This is a genomic window from Conservatibacter flavescens (assembly GCF_002795425.1).
GTDB classification, from domain to species: Bacteria; Pseudomonadota; Gammaproteobacteria; order Enterobacterales; family Pasteurellaceae; genus Conservatibacter; species Conservatibacter flavescens.
Genome location: NZ_PHHA01000002.1, coordinates 71,780 through 88,823, shown reverse-complemented (window position 1 = coordinate 88,823; position 17,044 = coordinate 71,780). Strand labels below are relative to the sequence as shown.

At 38.3% G+C, this 17,044-nt stretch carries 14 protein-coding genes; 5 read left to right on the top strand and 9 right to left on the bottom strand.

Annotation, left to right across the window (positions count from 1 at the left end):
* Positions 1–14: 14 nt before the first annotated feature.
* Both zevB and zevA read right to left on the bottom strand, forming a co-directional pair.
* Positions 15–1,043 carry a zinc transporter permease subunit ZevB gene (zevB, locus tag CVP05_RS00445; RefSeq protein ID WP_279324770.1) on the bottom strand — a complete coding sequence of 343 codons (1,029 nt, stop codon included), beginning with the start codon at positions 1,041–1,043 and terminating at the stop codon, positions 15–17.
* On the bottom strand, positions 1,034–1,681 hold the full coding sequence (gene zevA, locus CVP05_RS00440) for a zinc transporter binding subunit ZevA (RefSeq protein WP_279324772.1): 648 nt from the start codon (positions 1,679–1,681) through the stop codon (positions 1,034–1,036). Before zevA ends, zevB begins: the two co-directional genes overlap by 10 nt.
* Before the next feature lie 440 nt (positions 1,682–2,121).
* Here zevA and ettA point away from each other — a divergent pair, with 440 nt between their 5' ends.
* Entirely contained in the window at positions 2,122–3,792 is a 1,671-nt protein-coding gene (ettA, locus tag CVP05_RS00435) for an energy-dependent translational throttle protein EttA (RefSeq protein ID WP_100287592.1), read from the top strand.
* 47 nt (positions 3,793–3,839) lie between these two features.
* Here ettA and nagK read toward each other — a convergent pair whose 3' ends face one another.
* Both nagK and CVP05_RS00425 read right to left on the bottom strand, forming a co-directional pair.
* Positions 3,840–4,754, bottom strand: a complete 915-nt coding sequence (nagK, locus tag CVP05_RS00430) for an N-acetylglucosamine kinase (protein ID WP_100287591.1) — start codon at positions 4,752–4,754, stop codon at positions 3,840–3,842.
* A 58-nt stretch (positions 4,755–4,812) separates the two neighbouring features.
* Positions 4,813–5,511 carry a phosphatase PAP2 family protein gene (locus tag CVP05_RS00425; RefSeq protein WP_100287882.1) on the bottom strand — a complete coding sequence of 233 codons (699 nt, stop codon included), beginning with the start codon at positions 5,509–5,511 and terminating at the stop codon, positions 4,813–4,815.
* Between the two features lie 60 nt (positions 5,512–5,571).
* On the opposite strand from CVP05_RS00425, the gene ribA reads away from it, so the two are divergent.
* Positions 5,572–6,228, top strand: coding sequence for a GTP cyclohydrolase II (ribA, locus tag CVP05_RS00420; RefSeq protein WP_100287590.1), 657 nt, complete (start codon positions 5,572–5,574; stop codon positions 6,226–6,228).
* 99 nt (positions 6,229–6,327) lie between these two features.
* Here ribA and CVP05_RS00415 read toward each other — a convergent pair whose 3' ends face one another.
* The 4 genes from CVP05_RS00415 to CVP05_RS00400 all read right to left on the bottom strand — a co-directional run bounded on the left by CVP05_RS00415 (position 6,328) and on the right by CVP05_RS00400 (position 9,935).
* Entirely contained in the window at positions 6,328–6,981 is a 654-nt protein-coding gene (locus CVP05_RS00415) for a GntR family transcriptional regulator (RefSeq protein WP_100287589.1), read from the bottom strand.
* A gap of 87 nt (positions 6,982–7,068) precedes the next feature.
* Positions 7,069–8,370: a TRAP transporter large permease gene (locus tag CVP05_RS00410; RefSeq protein ID WP_100287588.1), complete on the bottom strand. Its 1,302-nt coding sequence runs from the start codon at positions 8,368–8,370 to the stop codon at positions 7,069–7,071.
* Positions 8,367–8,879 carry a TRAP transporter small permease gene (locus CVP05_RS00405; protein WP_207761332.1) on the bottom strand — a complete coding sequence of 171 codons (513 nt, stop codon included), beginning with the start codon at positions 8,877–8,879 and terminating at the stop codon, positions 8,367–8,369. The genes CVP05_RS00410 and CVP05_RS00405 overlap by 4 nt, the downstream gene beginning before the upstream one ends.
* 72 nt (positions 8,880–8,951) lie before the next feature.
* Positions 8,952–9,935, bottom strand: coding sequence for a TRAP transporter substrate-binding protein (locus tag CVP05_RS00400; RefSeq protein WP_207761331.1), 984 nt, complete (start codon positions 9,933–9,935; stop codon positions 8,952–8,954).
* Between the two features lie 233 nt (positions 9,936–10,168).
* Between CVP05_RS00400 and CVP05_RS00395 the strand changes: the two genes are divergently transcribed.
* Positions 10,169–11,131: a C-terminal binding protein gene (locus CVP05_RS00395; protein ID WP_100287586.1), complete on the top strand. Its 963-nt coding sequence runs from the start codon at positions 10,169–10,171 to the stop codon at positions 11,129–11,131.
* 105 nt (positions 11,132–11,236) lie between these two features.
* Here the strand turns inward: CVP05_RS00395 and CVP05_RS00390 are convergent, their stop codons facing one another.
* Positions 11,237–12,523, bottom strand: a complete 1,287-nt coding sequence (locus tag CVP05_RS00390; protein ID WP_100287585.1) for a citrate synthase — start codon at positions 12,521–12,523, stop codon at positions 11,237–11,239.
* A 383-nt stretch (positions 12,524–12,906) separates the two neighbouring features.
* Here CVP05_RS00390 and sucA point away from each other — a divergent pair, with 383 nt between their 5' ends.
* Both sucA and odhB read left to right on the top strand, forming a co-directional pair.
* Positions 12,907–15,711 carry a 2-oxoglutarate dehydrogenase E1 component gene (sucA, locus tag CVP05_RS00385; protein ID WP_100287584.1) on the top strand — a complete coding sequence of 935 codons (2,805 nt, stop codon included), beginning with the start codon at positions 12,907–12,909 and terminating at the stop codon, positions 15,709–15,711.
* A gap of 90 nt (positions 15,712–15,801) precedes the next feature.
* Positions 15,802–17,028: a 2-oxoglutarate dehydrogenase complex dihydrolipoyllysine-residue succinyltransferase gene (gene odhB, locus CVP05_RS00380; RefSeq protein ID WP_100287583.1), complete on the top strand. Its 1,227-nt coding sequence runs from the start codon at positions 15,802–15,804 to the stop codon at positions 17,026–17,028.
* Positions 17,029–17,044 lie beyond the last annotated feature (16 nt).

Genomic DNA, 17,044 nt, shown 5'->3' with positions numbered 1-17,044 from the left:
TGTAAATGTTGTTGTCAACGAGCAAATAAAGCGGCTCCACCACTCAAGGGCAAAGTGGTTCCATATAATAAACTAGCAGCGAAAAAGATCAGTACAATACCGGCTAAAAATTTACCCATTCCTTGATATTTTTGATCTACTGTGGAGTGCAGATACCATTGCCCTAAATTCACTGCGACCTTTCGAGCATATTGCACTAACAACGCAAATCCAGATAATGTCATTCCTGTTCCTAATGACATTAATAATGTTGCGCCAATTCCCCAAAGATATAAATCCAACATATAAGATAAAAACAAGATAAACACCGCGCCAGTGCAAGGTCGCAAACCGATACTCAAAATGACTAAACACTGAGATTTCCAATCTTGGACTTGTGCAAGCTGGCTTTTCGTCGGAATATGTTGATGACCACAACCGCAATCAGCCCCATGTTGATGAAAAACTTGGGGATTTTTTACCGCACTTTGTGAGGGTTGAGCATGAGAGAACGCCGGAGAATTCAAAGAAATTTTCTTAATTTTCAGTCGTTTTTTTATCTGATTACGCTTTCTCCACCATACACGCATACTCTGCCAACACCAATACAAACCAAGCAGCATCAGTAAACCAAAAGCTGCCCGTTCAAGCCAAAGCTGGCTGAGTTTAAAATATGCCGAAGAAAGGTTTAGCCCCGCAACAAGGATAGATGTCGCCAAAATAGCAACCATACCTTGTGTCAACGATGAAAGAAATGTTAAGCGCATACCGATTTTTAGCTGTGTTTGGTGAGTGGATAAATAGCTTGCGATGATAAACTTACCATGTCCCGGTCCTAGAGCATGAAACACCCCATACGCAAAACTGATCCCCATTAACCAAAATCCCGCACTATTATTTTCTTTAAGTTGGTGCAAATAGCCAGACATCAACTGATTAATATATTTTTGCCACACGGCTACTTGAGTAAATAGCCATGGGAATAAATACACGATACACAATATTAGTACAATCAATAATAAAATGTGGCTTAATTGTTTCAAGTTAGACATCTTCATGAACATACAATAACCACTTTTTGAGCAAATTGGGCCCCTAAAGAATCATCAACATTCCGTTGTGAACGATCTAAGGATTGCGCATAAACAGCAAGCTGTTCACTCACATTTGGTTCAATTATTGTGCCTGAACACCCCTTAGGCAGAGCAGAAAAATCCACTGCGTTTTTACTCGTTGCATCTTGAGGTGAATCATAGTACATCGACACATAATAAGTGGGATCGTAAGTCATTAAAGTAAATTGATTTTTTTCCAATGTTTGTGGCTGGCTCAATAAAAACTCAAAATAATATGAAATTTTTGACCCTTCCGCTTTCAAACCATAATGGCGTGGTTTTGACGTGTATTTTATTTTATGTTGTGCCTGATCATAGAGGTAGCTGAAATAATGCTCACCAACAATATTCTTCATCATTTCGTCTGCTAATTTACGCTGAGCCTGCTTATCTTCACCGGCCAACGCTAAATCGTATAACATTTCCGAAGAACTGGCTTCATCTAAAACCCAATTCATTGAGAAACCCACTAATTGATTATTTTCAACTAAAATTTTATTTTTCATTTCCACAAAAGCATGGGGATGTGCGTTTACTGCAAATGATAAACTGCTTAACGCGCCGAAAAAGAGAATATAACGCCCTATTTTCACAACCTATCCTACCGTAGTCATTTCTATTTATGAATCTCATATTATCATAAACAGATGAAGATAATCATTATCATCTTTCTCGTTTACCTATTTTTTAATCGAAAAATTTCAGCCTAACACAACTTAAAATAAGTCCATGTTTTGTGAATTTTAAAATAATAGATGTAAATTTAATCATAAAAATATCAATTATGTGATCTGCGTCAAACTTTTATCATATAGTTATTTCACATCGAAAATTAATTAGATACTATACGCGCCACTAAGCAGATGCTTGGTATTCATAAAGTTCCTAAATAAAATAATTATAATATAGCTAAACTACTTTCCTGCCCTCCTTCTCGGAGGGTTTTTTTTCGCTAGTGAAAGTCTTACAACTTCCTAAAAATTCAAGTAAAATAAACCGCACTTTTTTGACCATGATAGGATTAATTATGTCATCACAATTTGTTTATACGATGCACCGAGTGGGGAAAGTTGTCCCACCGAAGCGTCATATTCTTAAAGACATTTCTTTAAGTTTCTTCCCTGGTGCAAAAATCGGGGTGCTCGGCTTAAACGGCGCGGGTAAATCTACCTTGTTACGCATTATGGCAGGCGTGGATAAAGAGTTTGAAGGCGAAGCTCGTCCACAACCAGGGATTAAAATCGGCTATCTTCCACAAGAACCAAAGCTTGAACCACAACAAACTGTGCGTGAAGCAGTGGAAGAAGCGGTCGCCGAAGTAAAAAATGCCCTGACACGTTTAGATGAAGTCTATGGGCTTTATGCTGATCCTGATGCTGATTTTGATAAGTTAGCCGCAGAGCAAGCCGAACTTGAAGCAATTATCCAAGCTCACGATGGGCATAATTTGGATAATCAATTAGAGCGTGCCGCAGATGCGTTACGTTTACCCGATTGGGATGCCAAAATTGAGCATTTATCAGGGGGAGAACGCCGCCGTGTGGCACTTTGCCGTTTATTGCTTGAAAAGCCAGATATGCTGTTATTAGACGAACCAACCAACCACTTAGATGCGGAGTCAGTTGCGTGGTTAGAGCGTTTCTTACACGACTACGAAGGGACTGTGGTGGCAATTACCCACGACCGTTACTTCTTAGATAACGTAGCAGGTTGGATCTTAGAGCTTGACCGTGGTGAGGGTATTCCTTGGGAGGGTAACTATTCTTCTTGGTTAGAGCAAAAAGAGAAACGTTTAGAGCAGGAACAAGCGGCAGAGTCGGCTCGTCAAAAATCCATTGCTAAAGAATTGGAGTGGGTACGCCAAAATCCGAAAGGGCGTCAGGCGAAAAGTAAAGCGCGTATGGCTCGCTTTGAAGAACTTAATTCAGGCGAATACCAAAAACGTAACGAAACCAACGAACTCTTTATTCCACCAGGTCCTCGCTTAGGGGATAAAGTGATCGAAGTGCAAAACTTAACCAAATCTTACGGTGATCGCACTTTAATTGATGATCTCTCATTCAGCATTCCAAAAGGGGCGATTGTGGGGATTATCGGGGCAAATGGTGCAGGTAAATCGACCTTATTCCGTATGCTTTCAGGCAAAGAACAGCCAGATGCAGGCTCAATTACCTTAGGTGAAACGGTGGTATTAGCTTCTGTTGATCAGTTCCGTGATGCAATGAACGACAGCAAAACCGTATGGGAAGAAGTCTCGAATGGACAAGATATTTTAACCATTGGTAACTTTGAAATCCCAAGCCGTGCTTATGTAGGACGTTTCAACTTTAAAGGGGTTGATCAACAAAAACGTGTGGGCGAATTATCAGGTGGTGAGCGTGGACGTTTACACTTAGCAAAACTCCTGCAACGTGGTGGTAACGTGCTACTATTAGACGAACCGACCAATGATCTTGACGTAGAAACCCTGCGTGCATTGGAAAATGCGATCTTAGAATTCCCAGGTTGTGCGATGGTGATTTCCCACGACCGCTGGTTCTTAGACCGTATCGCAACGCATATCCTTGATTACGGCGATGAAGGTAAAGTAACCTTCTACGAAGGCAACTTCTCTGACTACGAAGAGTGGAAGAAGAAAACATTAGGGGCAGAAGCTGTCCAGCCTCATCGAATTAAATATAAGCGAATTACGAAGTAAAAATGATTTAAAAGTAAGGCGGAAATTTTATTTTTCCGCCTTTTACGTTATTTAACTAAAAACAATGCTGCTGCACCACGTACGCCACCAGAATCGCCATATTTCGCTTTTTTGATCAACGGCACATTCGCACTACGCATTAAATGAGCGGGTAAGGCTTTTGGCAAGGCTTCGTATAAATGATCAAAATTCGACAAACCTCCGCCTAATACAATAACATGTGGATCTAAGGCCGTAATAATATTCCCAATTGAAATCGCTGCGAGTTCCACAAAAAGTTCAACAAATTCGACCGCACTTTGTTCACTAGCATAAAAACGTTGAATAATCTCTTTGGCTGATAAGTTTTCACCTTTTAAATCACGGTATAACATCTCAAATCCTCGCCCAGACAGATATGTATCTAAACAAGCTCTGTTACCACAACCGCAGGAATAAATCGGCGCATTATCCCAACCAAGTAATTTTAAAGCGTGATAGTTAAGCTGTAAATGGCCTAACTCCCCTGCCATACCGGTTTGTCCTGAATGAACTTTACCATTGAATACCAGACCGCCACCAAAACCTGTACCTAAAATAAGCCCAAGTACACAAGGGTATTGTTGATTTTCGCTGTCCCATGCTTCTGATAATGCGAAACAATTTGCATCATTTTCAGCGCGTACTTCTCGCCCCAGTCGTTCTGACAAATCTCTTAAAATAGGTTGATTATCTGCCGCAGGAATATTCGTAATTTCAGCAATACCGGTCTCATGATTAACAAAACCTGGCACACCTAATCCAACTGTTCCTTTACAGCCAAATTTCTCATCCGCTTTTTCAACTAATTGAACAATTGCATTTAGCCATTGTTCATAATTTTCTTTCGGCGTGTCTACTCGCTCACTATATTGCTTCTCTAATTTTTCATTAAATACTGCTAGCTCAATTTTGGTTCCACCAATATCAAATCCGTATAACACCGTTCACCTCGTTTATCAATAAGAAAAATAAATTTATTATAACCGCACTTTATTCCAATTAGGTTGCACTTTGTCTTTTTTCAAGCCAATAAAAAATGATGCTATGTATAATAAATGCAATTAAAACACTGGCCAGCAAGTCTATCGGATAATGCATGCCCAATCGTACTCGGCTGATGGACATGCATAATGCCCAAACTGCCATAAGCGGTACCAAAACACGAGATTTTTGCCCGTACAAAGTAGAAAACCCCACAAATAGCATTAACCAAGTCGCAGCAAAAATCGTATGTCCAGAAGGAAAAGAATAACCGACTTCACTTTTTCGATGTTCAGCTAGCCAAGTAGGGACAATTGGGTTTTCTAAATAAAAATTCTCCACTATTTCTGCCCGCTCTTTTCGTGACTGTTGGTAAAAATCTGTCGGCAATGTATTGCTCAGTAATGCCAGTTCTGTCACATAAGGACGAGGCTCAGTATAAGTTTCCTTTAGTATGCTTTTCACGCCTTGTGTTAACAATAACGAACAGATACAGACGATAGAAATCCGTTTCCATTGGTGTGGTTGGCTAACAGACACACATAAAATAAATAACAAAATAACCGAAAAGCCAATACCATAAGGCATACTACCTGTCTCTGTAATCCAATACAGGATATAATCCCATTGCACTAATTCCGTTGCAGGAGTAAAAATCCAAAGAAAAAAAGGTACAAGACAAAGCAACAAAGTATATAATGATAATCTTTTTAGCATAGTTAATAACAAAAAAATAACAACAGGCGCTAATTCTAGCATGATTTACAAGGATTCTATATGCCTAAAATTCAACTTGTTACTCAAGCAAATCTCCCGACCAAATTTGGTCTATTTCGTATAGTCGGTTTTCAATTTCCCGATAGCAAAAAAGAACATGTCGCTCTCATTTACGGCGATATCAGTAATAGTGATGAACCTGTTTTAGCTCGTATTCATTCTGAATGCTTAACCGGCGATGCCTTACATAGCTTAAAATGTGATTGTGGATTTCAACTCGAAACCGCATTACGTCAAATTAGCCAAGCTGGTCGAGGTGTCTTAATTTACCATCGTGAAGAAGGGCGAGGCATTGGCTTAATTAACAAAATTCGCGCTTATGCGTTACAAGATCAAGGTATGGATACCATTGAAGCTAATCTCGCTTTAGGGTTTGCTGCTGATGAACGTAATTTCAGCGTATGTGCAGATATGTTCGATTTATTAGGAGTGAAAAAAGTTCGACTCCTCACTAACAATCCAAACAAAATTGATACCATGAAAAAAGCAGGTATCAACGTCGTTGAACGCGTTCCTTTAAATGTGGGTGAGAACCGTTATAATACGGAATATTTAGATACTAAAGCTAAAAAAATGGGACATTTTATTGTACATAATAATGAAAAACACCGTCTTCAGTGTCCCCATTGCCAAGAAGAAATTCCTCAATCCAAATAAACCTGACGACAGAGCGCATACCCTGCGCTCTTTTCTGATTATCTACAATAACAAGCCCGTCACTTATGTTTAAAAATGAATAAAACACGAAAGTATTCGCTACTTTTTAATATTCTCCAGTCGCCAATAAGCGCCATGCTCAGGGGAGATGTGGTGTAATAACTCTTGATTAGCTCGATCTATATCATTATTCTCAAGATAAACAATCATATTTTCGTGTTGCTTGTATCCTCTTTGGATATGTGAGACATCATTTTTTAAATAAGTCAAAATGGCCGCCATTCGAGCATTAATCAAGTTATAAGACTCAATATAATAACTATTATTTGAATGGGTAATAATTGTATTATGAAATTGATAATCTAAATTTATATATTCATTAATTTGAGCGTTTTCATAGCAGACTATCATTTTGTCAAAAATTAATCTTAATTGTTGAACGAGTACTTTTGTATTATGATTTTTATGTACTAATTTTAAGGCGTTACTTTCTAAACAATAACGAAAATCCAGCAACTCCTCGAGCTCTTTTTGATTAATTGTAAAAACAAAAGTCCCACTTTTCGGTTTTCTTATGAGTAACTTCTCTGCCTCCAATTTCTTTATAGCATCTCGAATCGGTGATTTTGTCGCATTTAATTTCTCCATCAAAAAAGATTCGGATATTTTACTGCCCATAGGGAGTACACCTGTAATAATCATATGGTGAATGCGATGGTAGATTATATCTTTTAGTAATATTATATTGTTCATACTTTTCTCATTATTAAATAGCGCAATCTAACAGAGTTCCCACTCTGTTAGATTATAATGAGAAAAATTATACCGTAACTGCCTTACTTAATTAATAAGTGAAGGTAAAAATAATGATAGCTGAGGAATATAAGTAACAAGGAAGAGCATTATAATCATTGATATTAAGTATGGGATAATGGATTTAACTAACTGCTCTAATGATACATTTGCAATCCCCGTCGCAATAAATAGATTTGCACCTAGTGGAGGGGTACAAAAACCAATTGCCAAATTCACGGTCATGATTACCCCAAAGTGAATAGGATCTATCCCCAGTTGCTGAGTAATCGGTAATAAAATCGGGGTAAGTATGATAATAGAAGCAATGGTTTCCATAAACATACCAACAATAAGTAACATAATATTGATAAGCAAAAGCACCATCAAAGGGTTATTAGATAAATCAATAATAAAATTCGCAACATCTACCGGTACTTTTTGCAATGTGAGTAGTCTTCCAAAAGAAGAAGCCATAACGACCATGACCAATACAGTCGCAGAAGTAATGCCTGCTTTAAGAAAGACATGACCTAAATCTTTATATTTCAAGTCTCGATAAATCCATAAACTCACAATTAGGGCATACACTACTGCCACGCCAGCCGCCTCTGTTGGGGTAAACACGCCCCCGTAAATTCCGCCTAAAATAATGATCGGAGTAATTAATGCCCAAAAAGAATATTGTCTCCATCCTGTTGGTTTTTCTTTATTAATCACCGGCTCTATGCTATTAGTTGCCCGGCTTATCGTGATTAAATTACGATTAATCGTTAGTTTCGAAACGAACATATAACCGATTCCAAATAATATTCCCGGAATCACACCCGCAAGAAAAAGTTTCCCTATAGAAACATTGGCTGTAACGCCATAAATAATTAATGGAATGGAAGGAGGGATCATCACTCCCGTAATGCCTGCCGCTGCAGTAATTGCTGCAGAATACGCGCGTTTATATCCTTTTTTCTCCATTTCAGGAATCATATTAGAACCGATAGCTGCCACAGTTGCTGGCGATGATCCCGAAATAGCAGCAAAAAACATACTAGCAAGTATATTAACATAGGCAAGGCCCGCTTTTGCATTTCCTACTAAAACATATGAGGCACTAACTATACGAGCAGATAATCCGCCACGCTGCATAATTTCACCAGCTAATACGAATAGAGGGACCGCCACTAAAGGAAATGAATTACCAGCCATAACCGCACTTTTTGCTAATAGAGAAATACTTGGCGTACCTGGCAAATATTCTAAAACGATCAGAGAAGAGACACCCAAACAAATAGCAATAGGTGCACCAAGTAGAACCAATAAAATAAATACACCAAATAATGTTGCAATAATCATAAGATCCCCCCTTTTTTAAAGGTTTGAATATCATCATAGATATTTTGCAATAATCGGAAAGCACTTAAAAAAGCACCAACGACTAATGAAATATATAACCATTTCACTCCGACTCGTATTTCTGTAAATGGATAATACAACACCACAGACTGTTGTTTCGCGACAATTGGGGTTAAAATCTGCTCATAGCCGTAAATGGTAAATTTCACCATACACCAAAAAACAATAAGGTTAATCAAAATATGAATGATTTTCTGTGCTTTAACAGGAAGTAAATTGACGAATACAGTGACAGAAATATGTGCTTTAGTTTTAAAACCGTAACTCACGCCTATCCATATAAACCAAATAAAGCACCAACGTACAAATTCTTCACTCCAAGATAACGAATTATTAAACACATAGCGTAATATCACTTGTAAAAAGACCCAAAAGACAATATTGGCTAAAAACACGTTAATTAGCCATATTTCTATTTTTTCATTTAATACTTTTAGAAATTTCATCATTCGCCTCCAAAAGCAAAAGTGTAATCATCATGACAACCACACCTTTGCTATGTATTTGGGAATATTGACAGACTATTTAGCTTTATTAAGACTTTCAATTAAACTTGGATCTGCAGACTTCAAGTATTTTTCTCTCACTGGAGCCACTGCTTTTTGAAAAGCCAGGGATTGCTCTGGTGTGAGTTCTGTAACCGTAACGCCTGCATTTCTAATAGCATTAATTTGTTCTTGCTCTTCATTAGCAATAACGTTTTGTTGATAATCAATGGCTTGTTTTAAGGCGGTTTTAATAATTTCCTTATTTTTATCACTTAATTGATTAAAAAATTCAGAATTAGCTAACACAATATGCGTTGAATAAACGTGATTTGATAATGTTACGCATTTTTGTACCTCATAAAATCTAGCAGAATAAATATGACCTAGAGGATTTTCTTGAGCATCAATGACACCTTGCTGCAACGCCGAGTATACTTCATTAAAAGACATCGGTGTCGGTGTTGCCCCTAGTGCCTTGAAAGCATCAATATGGGCATCAACTTGCATGGTGCGAATCTTTACCCCTTTTAAATTTTCAGGTTGGTTAACTGGGCAATTTCTGTTACTTGTTATATTACGAATCCCCGTTTCCATCCACCCCAATCCAACTAAACCAAACTCTTCGACTTTCTTAAGTAACTGATCTCCAAATTCACCATAGAGTGCTTTTAATGCTTCCTCTCTGTTTTGAAACATATAAGGCAATCCAGGTACAGAGAATGCCGAATCCCAACCAGACATCACTTCAGCTGTGGGACTGGTCATTTCAATAATTCCTGATTGTGTACTTTCGATCAACTCCAGATCACCACCAATTTGTCCATTAGGAAAAATATCTACAGTGATCTCATTATTTGATTCTTTTTCTACAATTTCTTTAAATTTTATCCATGCTTTGTGCATATGGAATGAATCGGTTGCTCCGTGACCAACTCGAATGTTAGTTTTTGCAAAAGAGAAATTAACCGATGAACTAATCGCTAATAAAAGTAAAGTATTAAGTAGCATCTTTTTCATATTCAACCCCTTATCAAGTTTAAATTAACATGTAAGTTTTTTGAGCATAATATTAGTTTAATATAAATTTTAAAAGTGAATTAGATCACATTTTTAACAAAAAATTATAAAATTTAACCAAATCAATTAAATTATATGATACAAATCACAAATATAGAAAAACACATCTTGAACAACAGAAACCAGTCAGATAACCTCTAATAAAACTAACATTTCAGAAAAGGAAAGAAGTTATGAAGAAAATAGTCATTATTGAACCTGGCTACCTGCATTATCAAGAGGAAAAAAGCGTTCTAGCTAAATACGATGTCAACTTTGTAACAGTGCCTATTAACAGTTCTTTGGAAAATACATTGAAGGAAGTTAAAGATGCAGATGCTGTAATGGTACGGGATACACCAATAAGAAAGGATATTATCACTGGAATGAAACGGTGCAAAATCATTGTTCGTTATGGTGTGGGTGTTGATAATGTAGACTTAGAAGCCGCAAAACAGCAAAAGATTTATGTGGCAAATGTCCCTGATTATGGTGCTGAAGATGTGGCAGAACATGCATTAGCACTGCTACTTGCTGCAACAAGACGCCTTGTTCAAAGAGATAGAGATATTCGAGTTAATGGTAAATGGGGAGTTGGACAGTTAGAACCAATGACTCGTCTTGAAGGTAAAATACTCGGTATCATTGGTTTTGGGCGTATTGCCAAAGAATTATTAAGAAAATCCAAAGGTATCGGGTTTAGCCAAACTTTAGTTGCGGATCCATTATTAACTCATGATCAAGCTAATGAGTTCGGCGTAGTGAAAGTAGAAATTGACGAACTGTGCCGTCAATCTGATTTTATCTCTCTACATGTACCACTATTGCCAACTACTCGACACATTATCAATGCCCAGCGGTTAGCACTAATGAAACCTACTACAGTATTAGTTAATTGTGGGCGTGGTGGCCTAATCGATGAACAAGCTCTAGCTCATGCCCTATCTAAAGGACATTTATTTGCAGCGGGTATTGATACTTTTGAAACTGAACCAGTACCAAAAGATAATCCATTGCTAAAATTAGATAATACCATTTGTACCGATCATACCGCTTGGTTTACCACAGAATCAGTGGTTGATTTGCAACGTAAAGCCGCAGAAGAAATATTACGCGTATTCGATGGTTTTGAGCCAAAACATTGGGTAAATAAATAGCTCCATAACCCAATGGTAAACAAAATGTGATAAAGGGCAGTTCAACCACTGCCCCTTTCTATGTTGCCTGTATTTTGCTGTTTCCTTATGAGGATTTACTACAACTTATAATTTTTCCATTTTTTCAAATGGACGTTGTTTCTCTCCAGTATACAACTGACGTGGACGAACAATTTTAAATCCGCCTTGATTATACATTTCTTTCCAATGCGCAATCCAGCCAACTGTTCTCGCTAAAGCGAACATAACCGTAAACATAGAAACAGGAATGCCGATGGCTTTTAAGATAATTCCAGAATAAAAATCCACATTCGGATAAAGTTTATGCTCAATGAAATACGGGTCATTTAAAGCAATACGTTCTAATTCCATTGCGACTTCAAGCAATGGGGTGTTTACCCCTAACTCACTTAATACCTCATGACAAGTTTCACGCATCACTTTTGCACGCGGATCATAATTTTTGTACACTCGGTGGCCAAAGCCCATTAAACGGAATGGATCATTTTTGTCTTTTGCTCGTGCAATAAATTCAGGTATACGATCTACTGTACCGATCTCTTCCAACATATTGATACAGGCCTCATTTGCCCCACCATGTGCTGGCCCCCATAAAGAAGCGATTCCTGCTGCAATACAAGCGAACGGATTTGCCCCTGATGATGCAGCGGTTCTTACAGTCGATGTTGACGCATTCTGCTCATGATCAGCATGTAAGATAAAGATTTTATCCATTGCTCGTTCTAATACAGGATTGACGACGTAAGGCTCACATGGTGTTGCAAACATCATATACAAGAAATTGCCAGAATAAGACAAATGATTCTGTGGGAACATAAATGGTTGACCCGTTGAATATTTATAACACATTGCGGCAAGCGTTGGCATTTTGGCTAATAAACGAATCGCTGTAATTTCACGGTGAGATTGATTTGTCACATCAATAGAATCATGGTAGAACGCTGCGAGTGCGCCACTTACACCACACATCACAGCCATTGGATGTGAATCTCGGCGGAAGCCTTGGAAAAATCGAGTTAATTGCTCATGGACTAAAGTATGATTTTTAATTAATTTAGTAAAATCTCTATGCTGCTCTGGTGTTGGTCTTTCGCCAAACAATAAAAGATAAGCCACTTCTAAATAATCAGCATTCTCAGCCAGTTCATCAATTGGATAACCGCGATGTAATAAAACCCCTTCATCTCCATCAATATAAGTAATCGCTGATTCACAAGATGCGGTGGACATAAATCCAGGATCATAAGTAAATAGTTTATTCTTAACTAAAGGTTGCACATCAATAGCATCATAACCTAATGTGCCTTGGTGAACAGAAAGCTCATATTGACGGCCGTCATTAAGAGAGAGAGTCGCTTTTAAATCTGACATAGCGTATTCCTTATGTTTATTTTAAGAGTAGATTGAATTCCGATAAAATCCAATATAGACGACGATAGCTGAATTTTCGCCAATCTATTTCCATTGTTTGCAACTTTTTTTTAACAATATGAATCTAAGCTACCACCTCTTTAGAAAAAATAGAAGTTTTTTTTGTTTAAAATTAGAGCTTGATCAAAAAATTTATAAAATTTAAGAAATGATGTTAGTTTTTTGTAAAAAATTAGGGGTACGTCACATTATCTATTTCATTTTTGGTGCATAATAGCATTATGTAGAAATCATTGAGTATAATGATGTATCAATATTATGCTATGATTTAGTCACTAGATCATAGGAGTTATTGGGTGATTAATCAATAAGGTTAGGTAATTATGCAACAAAATCAGCTTATGAGCGAGTGGTTGGCTTCAACAGCATTAGGCGGGGCAAATCAATCTTATGTCGAAGATATTTATGAACAATACTTAGCAGACCCTCAAAGTGTCGATGCCAGTTGGCAAGAAATCTTTAATACTTTTCCAAAACTTTCTGTTTCTGAACAACCCCATTCTCAAGTACGTGATTATTTTCGACGTTTAGCCCGTGACAACTCACCACAAGGTGTCACCGTAATTGATCCTGATGCTGGTGCGAAGCAAGTTCGTTTATTGCAATGGGTAAATGCCTACCGTTTCCGTGGCCATTTAGAAGCCACCCTTGATCCACTTAATTATTATCGTTGGAAACGCTCTACCGTTCCTGAATTAGATTACCGCAATCATGGTTTTACTGATGAGGACTTAAACGAAACCTTTAATATTGGTCGTTATGTCTTTGATAAAGAGACCATGACACTTAAAGAATTAGCGCAATCCCTTAAAGAAACTTACTGCGGCAATATCGGTCTTGAATTTATGCATGTTTCCGATATTGAACAAAAACGTTGGTTACAAGCTAAAATTGAAAGCAGCTTAAATAAACCGCTATTCTCAAAAGAAGAAAAAGTCCGTTTCCTTAAAGAACTTACGGCTGCCGATGGTTTAGAGCGCTACTTAGGCGCAAAATTCCCAGGTGCAAAACGTTTTTCATTGGAAGGTTCTGATGCCTTTATTCCAATGATGAAAGAAATTATTCGACACTCTGCCAAACAAGGTGTCACTGATGTTGTCATGGGAATGGCGCACCGCGGTCGCTTAAATATGTTAGTTAATGTGCTCGGTAAAAAACCAGCAGAATTATTTGATGAATTTGCGGGTAAACATTCTGGCAATCGTACTGGTGATGTGAAATACCATCAAGGTTTTTCATCTGATTTTGCAACGGAGCATGGCAATGTGCATCTTGCCCTTGCGTTTAACCCTTCCCACTTAGAAATTGTGAGTCCCGTTGTGATTGGTTCTGTGCGTGCAAGACAAAACCGTATTCACGATAAAGACTATTCAAAAGTCCTTGCAGTAACAGTTCATGGTGATTCTGCAGTAGCTGGTCAAGGGGTGGTTCAAGAAACCTTAAACATGTCTGATGCGCGTGGCTATACTGTGGGCGGTTCTATCCGTATTGTTATTAACAACCAAATAGGCTTTACCACTTCTAACCCAAATGATACCCGTTCAACAGAATATTGCACAGATATTGCTAAAATGATCCAAGCGCCGATTATTCACGTCAATGGAGATGATCCTGAAGCTGTCGCATTTGCGGCACAAATGGCGGTCGAATATCGTACACTTTTCAAACAAGATATTTTTATTGATTTAATCTCTTATCGTCGTCATGGTCACAATGAAGCAGATGAACCATTAGCCACTCAACCGATGATGTATAGCATTATTAAAAAACACCCGACACCTCGTAAAGTATATGCGGATCGTTTAATTCAAGAAGGTATCATCAGCGGTGAACAAGAAATTGAAATGATCAATTTATATCGTGATGCGCTAGATAACGGTGAATGCGTGGTTCAAGAATTCCGTGAAATGGATATGACCAAAGTAGACTGGTTACAATACTTAGATCAGGATTGGAATTCACCATATCAAGCTCACTTTGCCCAAGATCGTTTTGTTGCCTTAGCAAAACGTGTTTCAACCTATCCAGAAAATCATAAGCCACACTCACGCGTTGAAAAAATCTATAATGATCGCCTCGAAATGGCTAACGGAAATAAGTTACTTGATTGGGGAATGGCTGAAACGATGGCTTATGCCACTTTACTTGATGAAGGCGTACATGTTCGCTTATCTGGTGAAGATGCTGGACGTGGAACCTTCTTCCATCGTCATGCGGTTATCCATAACCAAAACGATGGAACGGGATATATTCCACTTGTCAATTTACATGCTCAACAAGGACGGTTTGAAGTTTGGGATTCCGTACTTTCCGAAGAAGCAGTACTTGCTTTTGAATATGGTTATGCAGTAACAGATCCGAAAACCCTTACCATTTGGGAAGCGCAATTCGGTGATTTCGCTAATGGTGCGCAAGTTGTTATCGACCAATTTATCAGCTCCGGTGAGCAAAAATGGGGGCGTATGTGTGGTTTAGTCTTGTTACTTCCACATGGCTATGAAGGTCAAGGCCCAGAACACTCTTCTGCTCGCCTAGAACGCTATTTGCAGCTATGCGCTGAGCAAAATATGCAAGTCTGCATTCCATCAACACCGGCACAGGTTTATCATATGTTGCGTCGACAAGCATTACGTAAAATGCGTCGCCCATTAGTCGCCATTTCGCCTAAATCACTATTACGTCACCCATTGGCCGTATCCTCTTTGGAAGAATTAACCGAAGGAGAATTCCAAAACGTGATCGGTGAAATTGATAATCTTGATCCAAAACAAGTTAAACGTGTGATTTTATGTTCTGGCAAAGTATATTACGACTTATTAGAGCAGCGTCGAGCAAATAATCAACAAGATATCGCGATTATCCGTTTAGAGCAACTTTATCCATATCCACATGAAGAAGTTAAAGCAATCTTAGCGCCTTATGCCCATGTGACAGATTATGTTTGGTGCCAAGAAGAGCCACAAAATCAAGGCGCCTGGTATTGTAGCAAGCATAATTTTGAAGCTTCGATTCCTGAACAAGCAAAATTGCGTTACGCAGGCCGTCCAGCTTCCGCTTCTCCTGCAGTTGGATATATGTCATTGCATACTAAACAACAAAAAGCATTAGTCGATGATGCATTAAATTAAGAGATTCTTTTTAATTAAAAAATAATAAAGTGCGGTAGGTTTTAAAAATTTTTTCAAAAATAACCGCACTTTAGTCAGAAGGAAAATAATATGACCATTGAAATTTTAGTTCCAGATCTCCCTGAATCCGTTGCTGACGCTACTGTTGCCACTTGGCATAAAAAAGTCGGTGATCGTGTCACTCGTGATGAAGTTATCGTCGAAATAGAAACAGACAAAGTGGTGTTAGAAGTGCCTGCAGCAATTGATGGTGTGTTACAAGAAATACAACATGAAGAAGGGGCAACTGTCACAAGTAAACAGGTATTGGGTCTCTTACAACCAGCTTCAGCGGAAGGAACATTAACTAAAGAAAGTGTTCAAAATAATGAAGCCACTCCAGCAGATCGCCACACTGCCGCATTAGAACATGATGACCGTAATGCAGACGATCAAAGTCCTGCTATTCGCCGTTTATTGGCGGAACATGGGATTGATGGCAGCCAAATTAAGGGCACTGGTGTTGGTGGCCGTTTAACCCGTGAAGATGTCGAAAGCTATATTGCTCAAAACAAAAATGCTGTTGCAGAGAAAAATGAAACAAACTCAACTGCGACATCGCCAGCGAATAATGTTTATCGCAGTGAAAAACGTGTGCCGATGACACGTTTACGTAAGCGTATTGCAGAACGCTTACTTGAAGCTAAAAACACTACTGCAATGCTAACAACATTCAACGAAGTCGATATGCAACCTATCATGCAATTGCGCAAAACTTATGGTGAAAAATTTGAAAAGCAGCATGGTACTCGTTTAGGTTTTATGTCGTTCTATATAAAAGCTGTTGTGGAAGCGTTAAAACGTTATCCTGAAGTTAATGCATCTATTGACGGAGACGATGTTGTTTATCATAACTACTTCGATATTAGTATTGCTGTGTCTACTCCACGTGGTTTAGTCACTCCGGTATTACGTGATTGCGATAAACTGAGCATGGCTGATATTGAAAAAGCGATCAAAGCCTTTGCTGAAAAAGGACGTGACGGCAAATTAACCGTAGAAGATCTCACCGGAGGCAATTTTACTATTACTAACGGCGGAGTATTTGGCTCTTTAATGTCAACGCCTATTATCAACCCACCACAAAGTGCAATACTCGGCATGCATGCAATTAAAGATCGCCCTGTTGCAATCAACGGTCAAGTGGAAATTCGTCCAATGATGTATTTAGCACTCTCCTATGATCATCGTTTAATTGACGGTCGTGAGTCTGTTGGTTTCTTGGTCACAATCAAAGAATTACTTGAAGACCCAACTCGCTTATTATTAGAAATTTAATCTTCTTTTGGGAGGC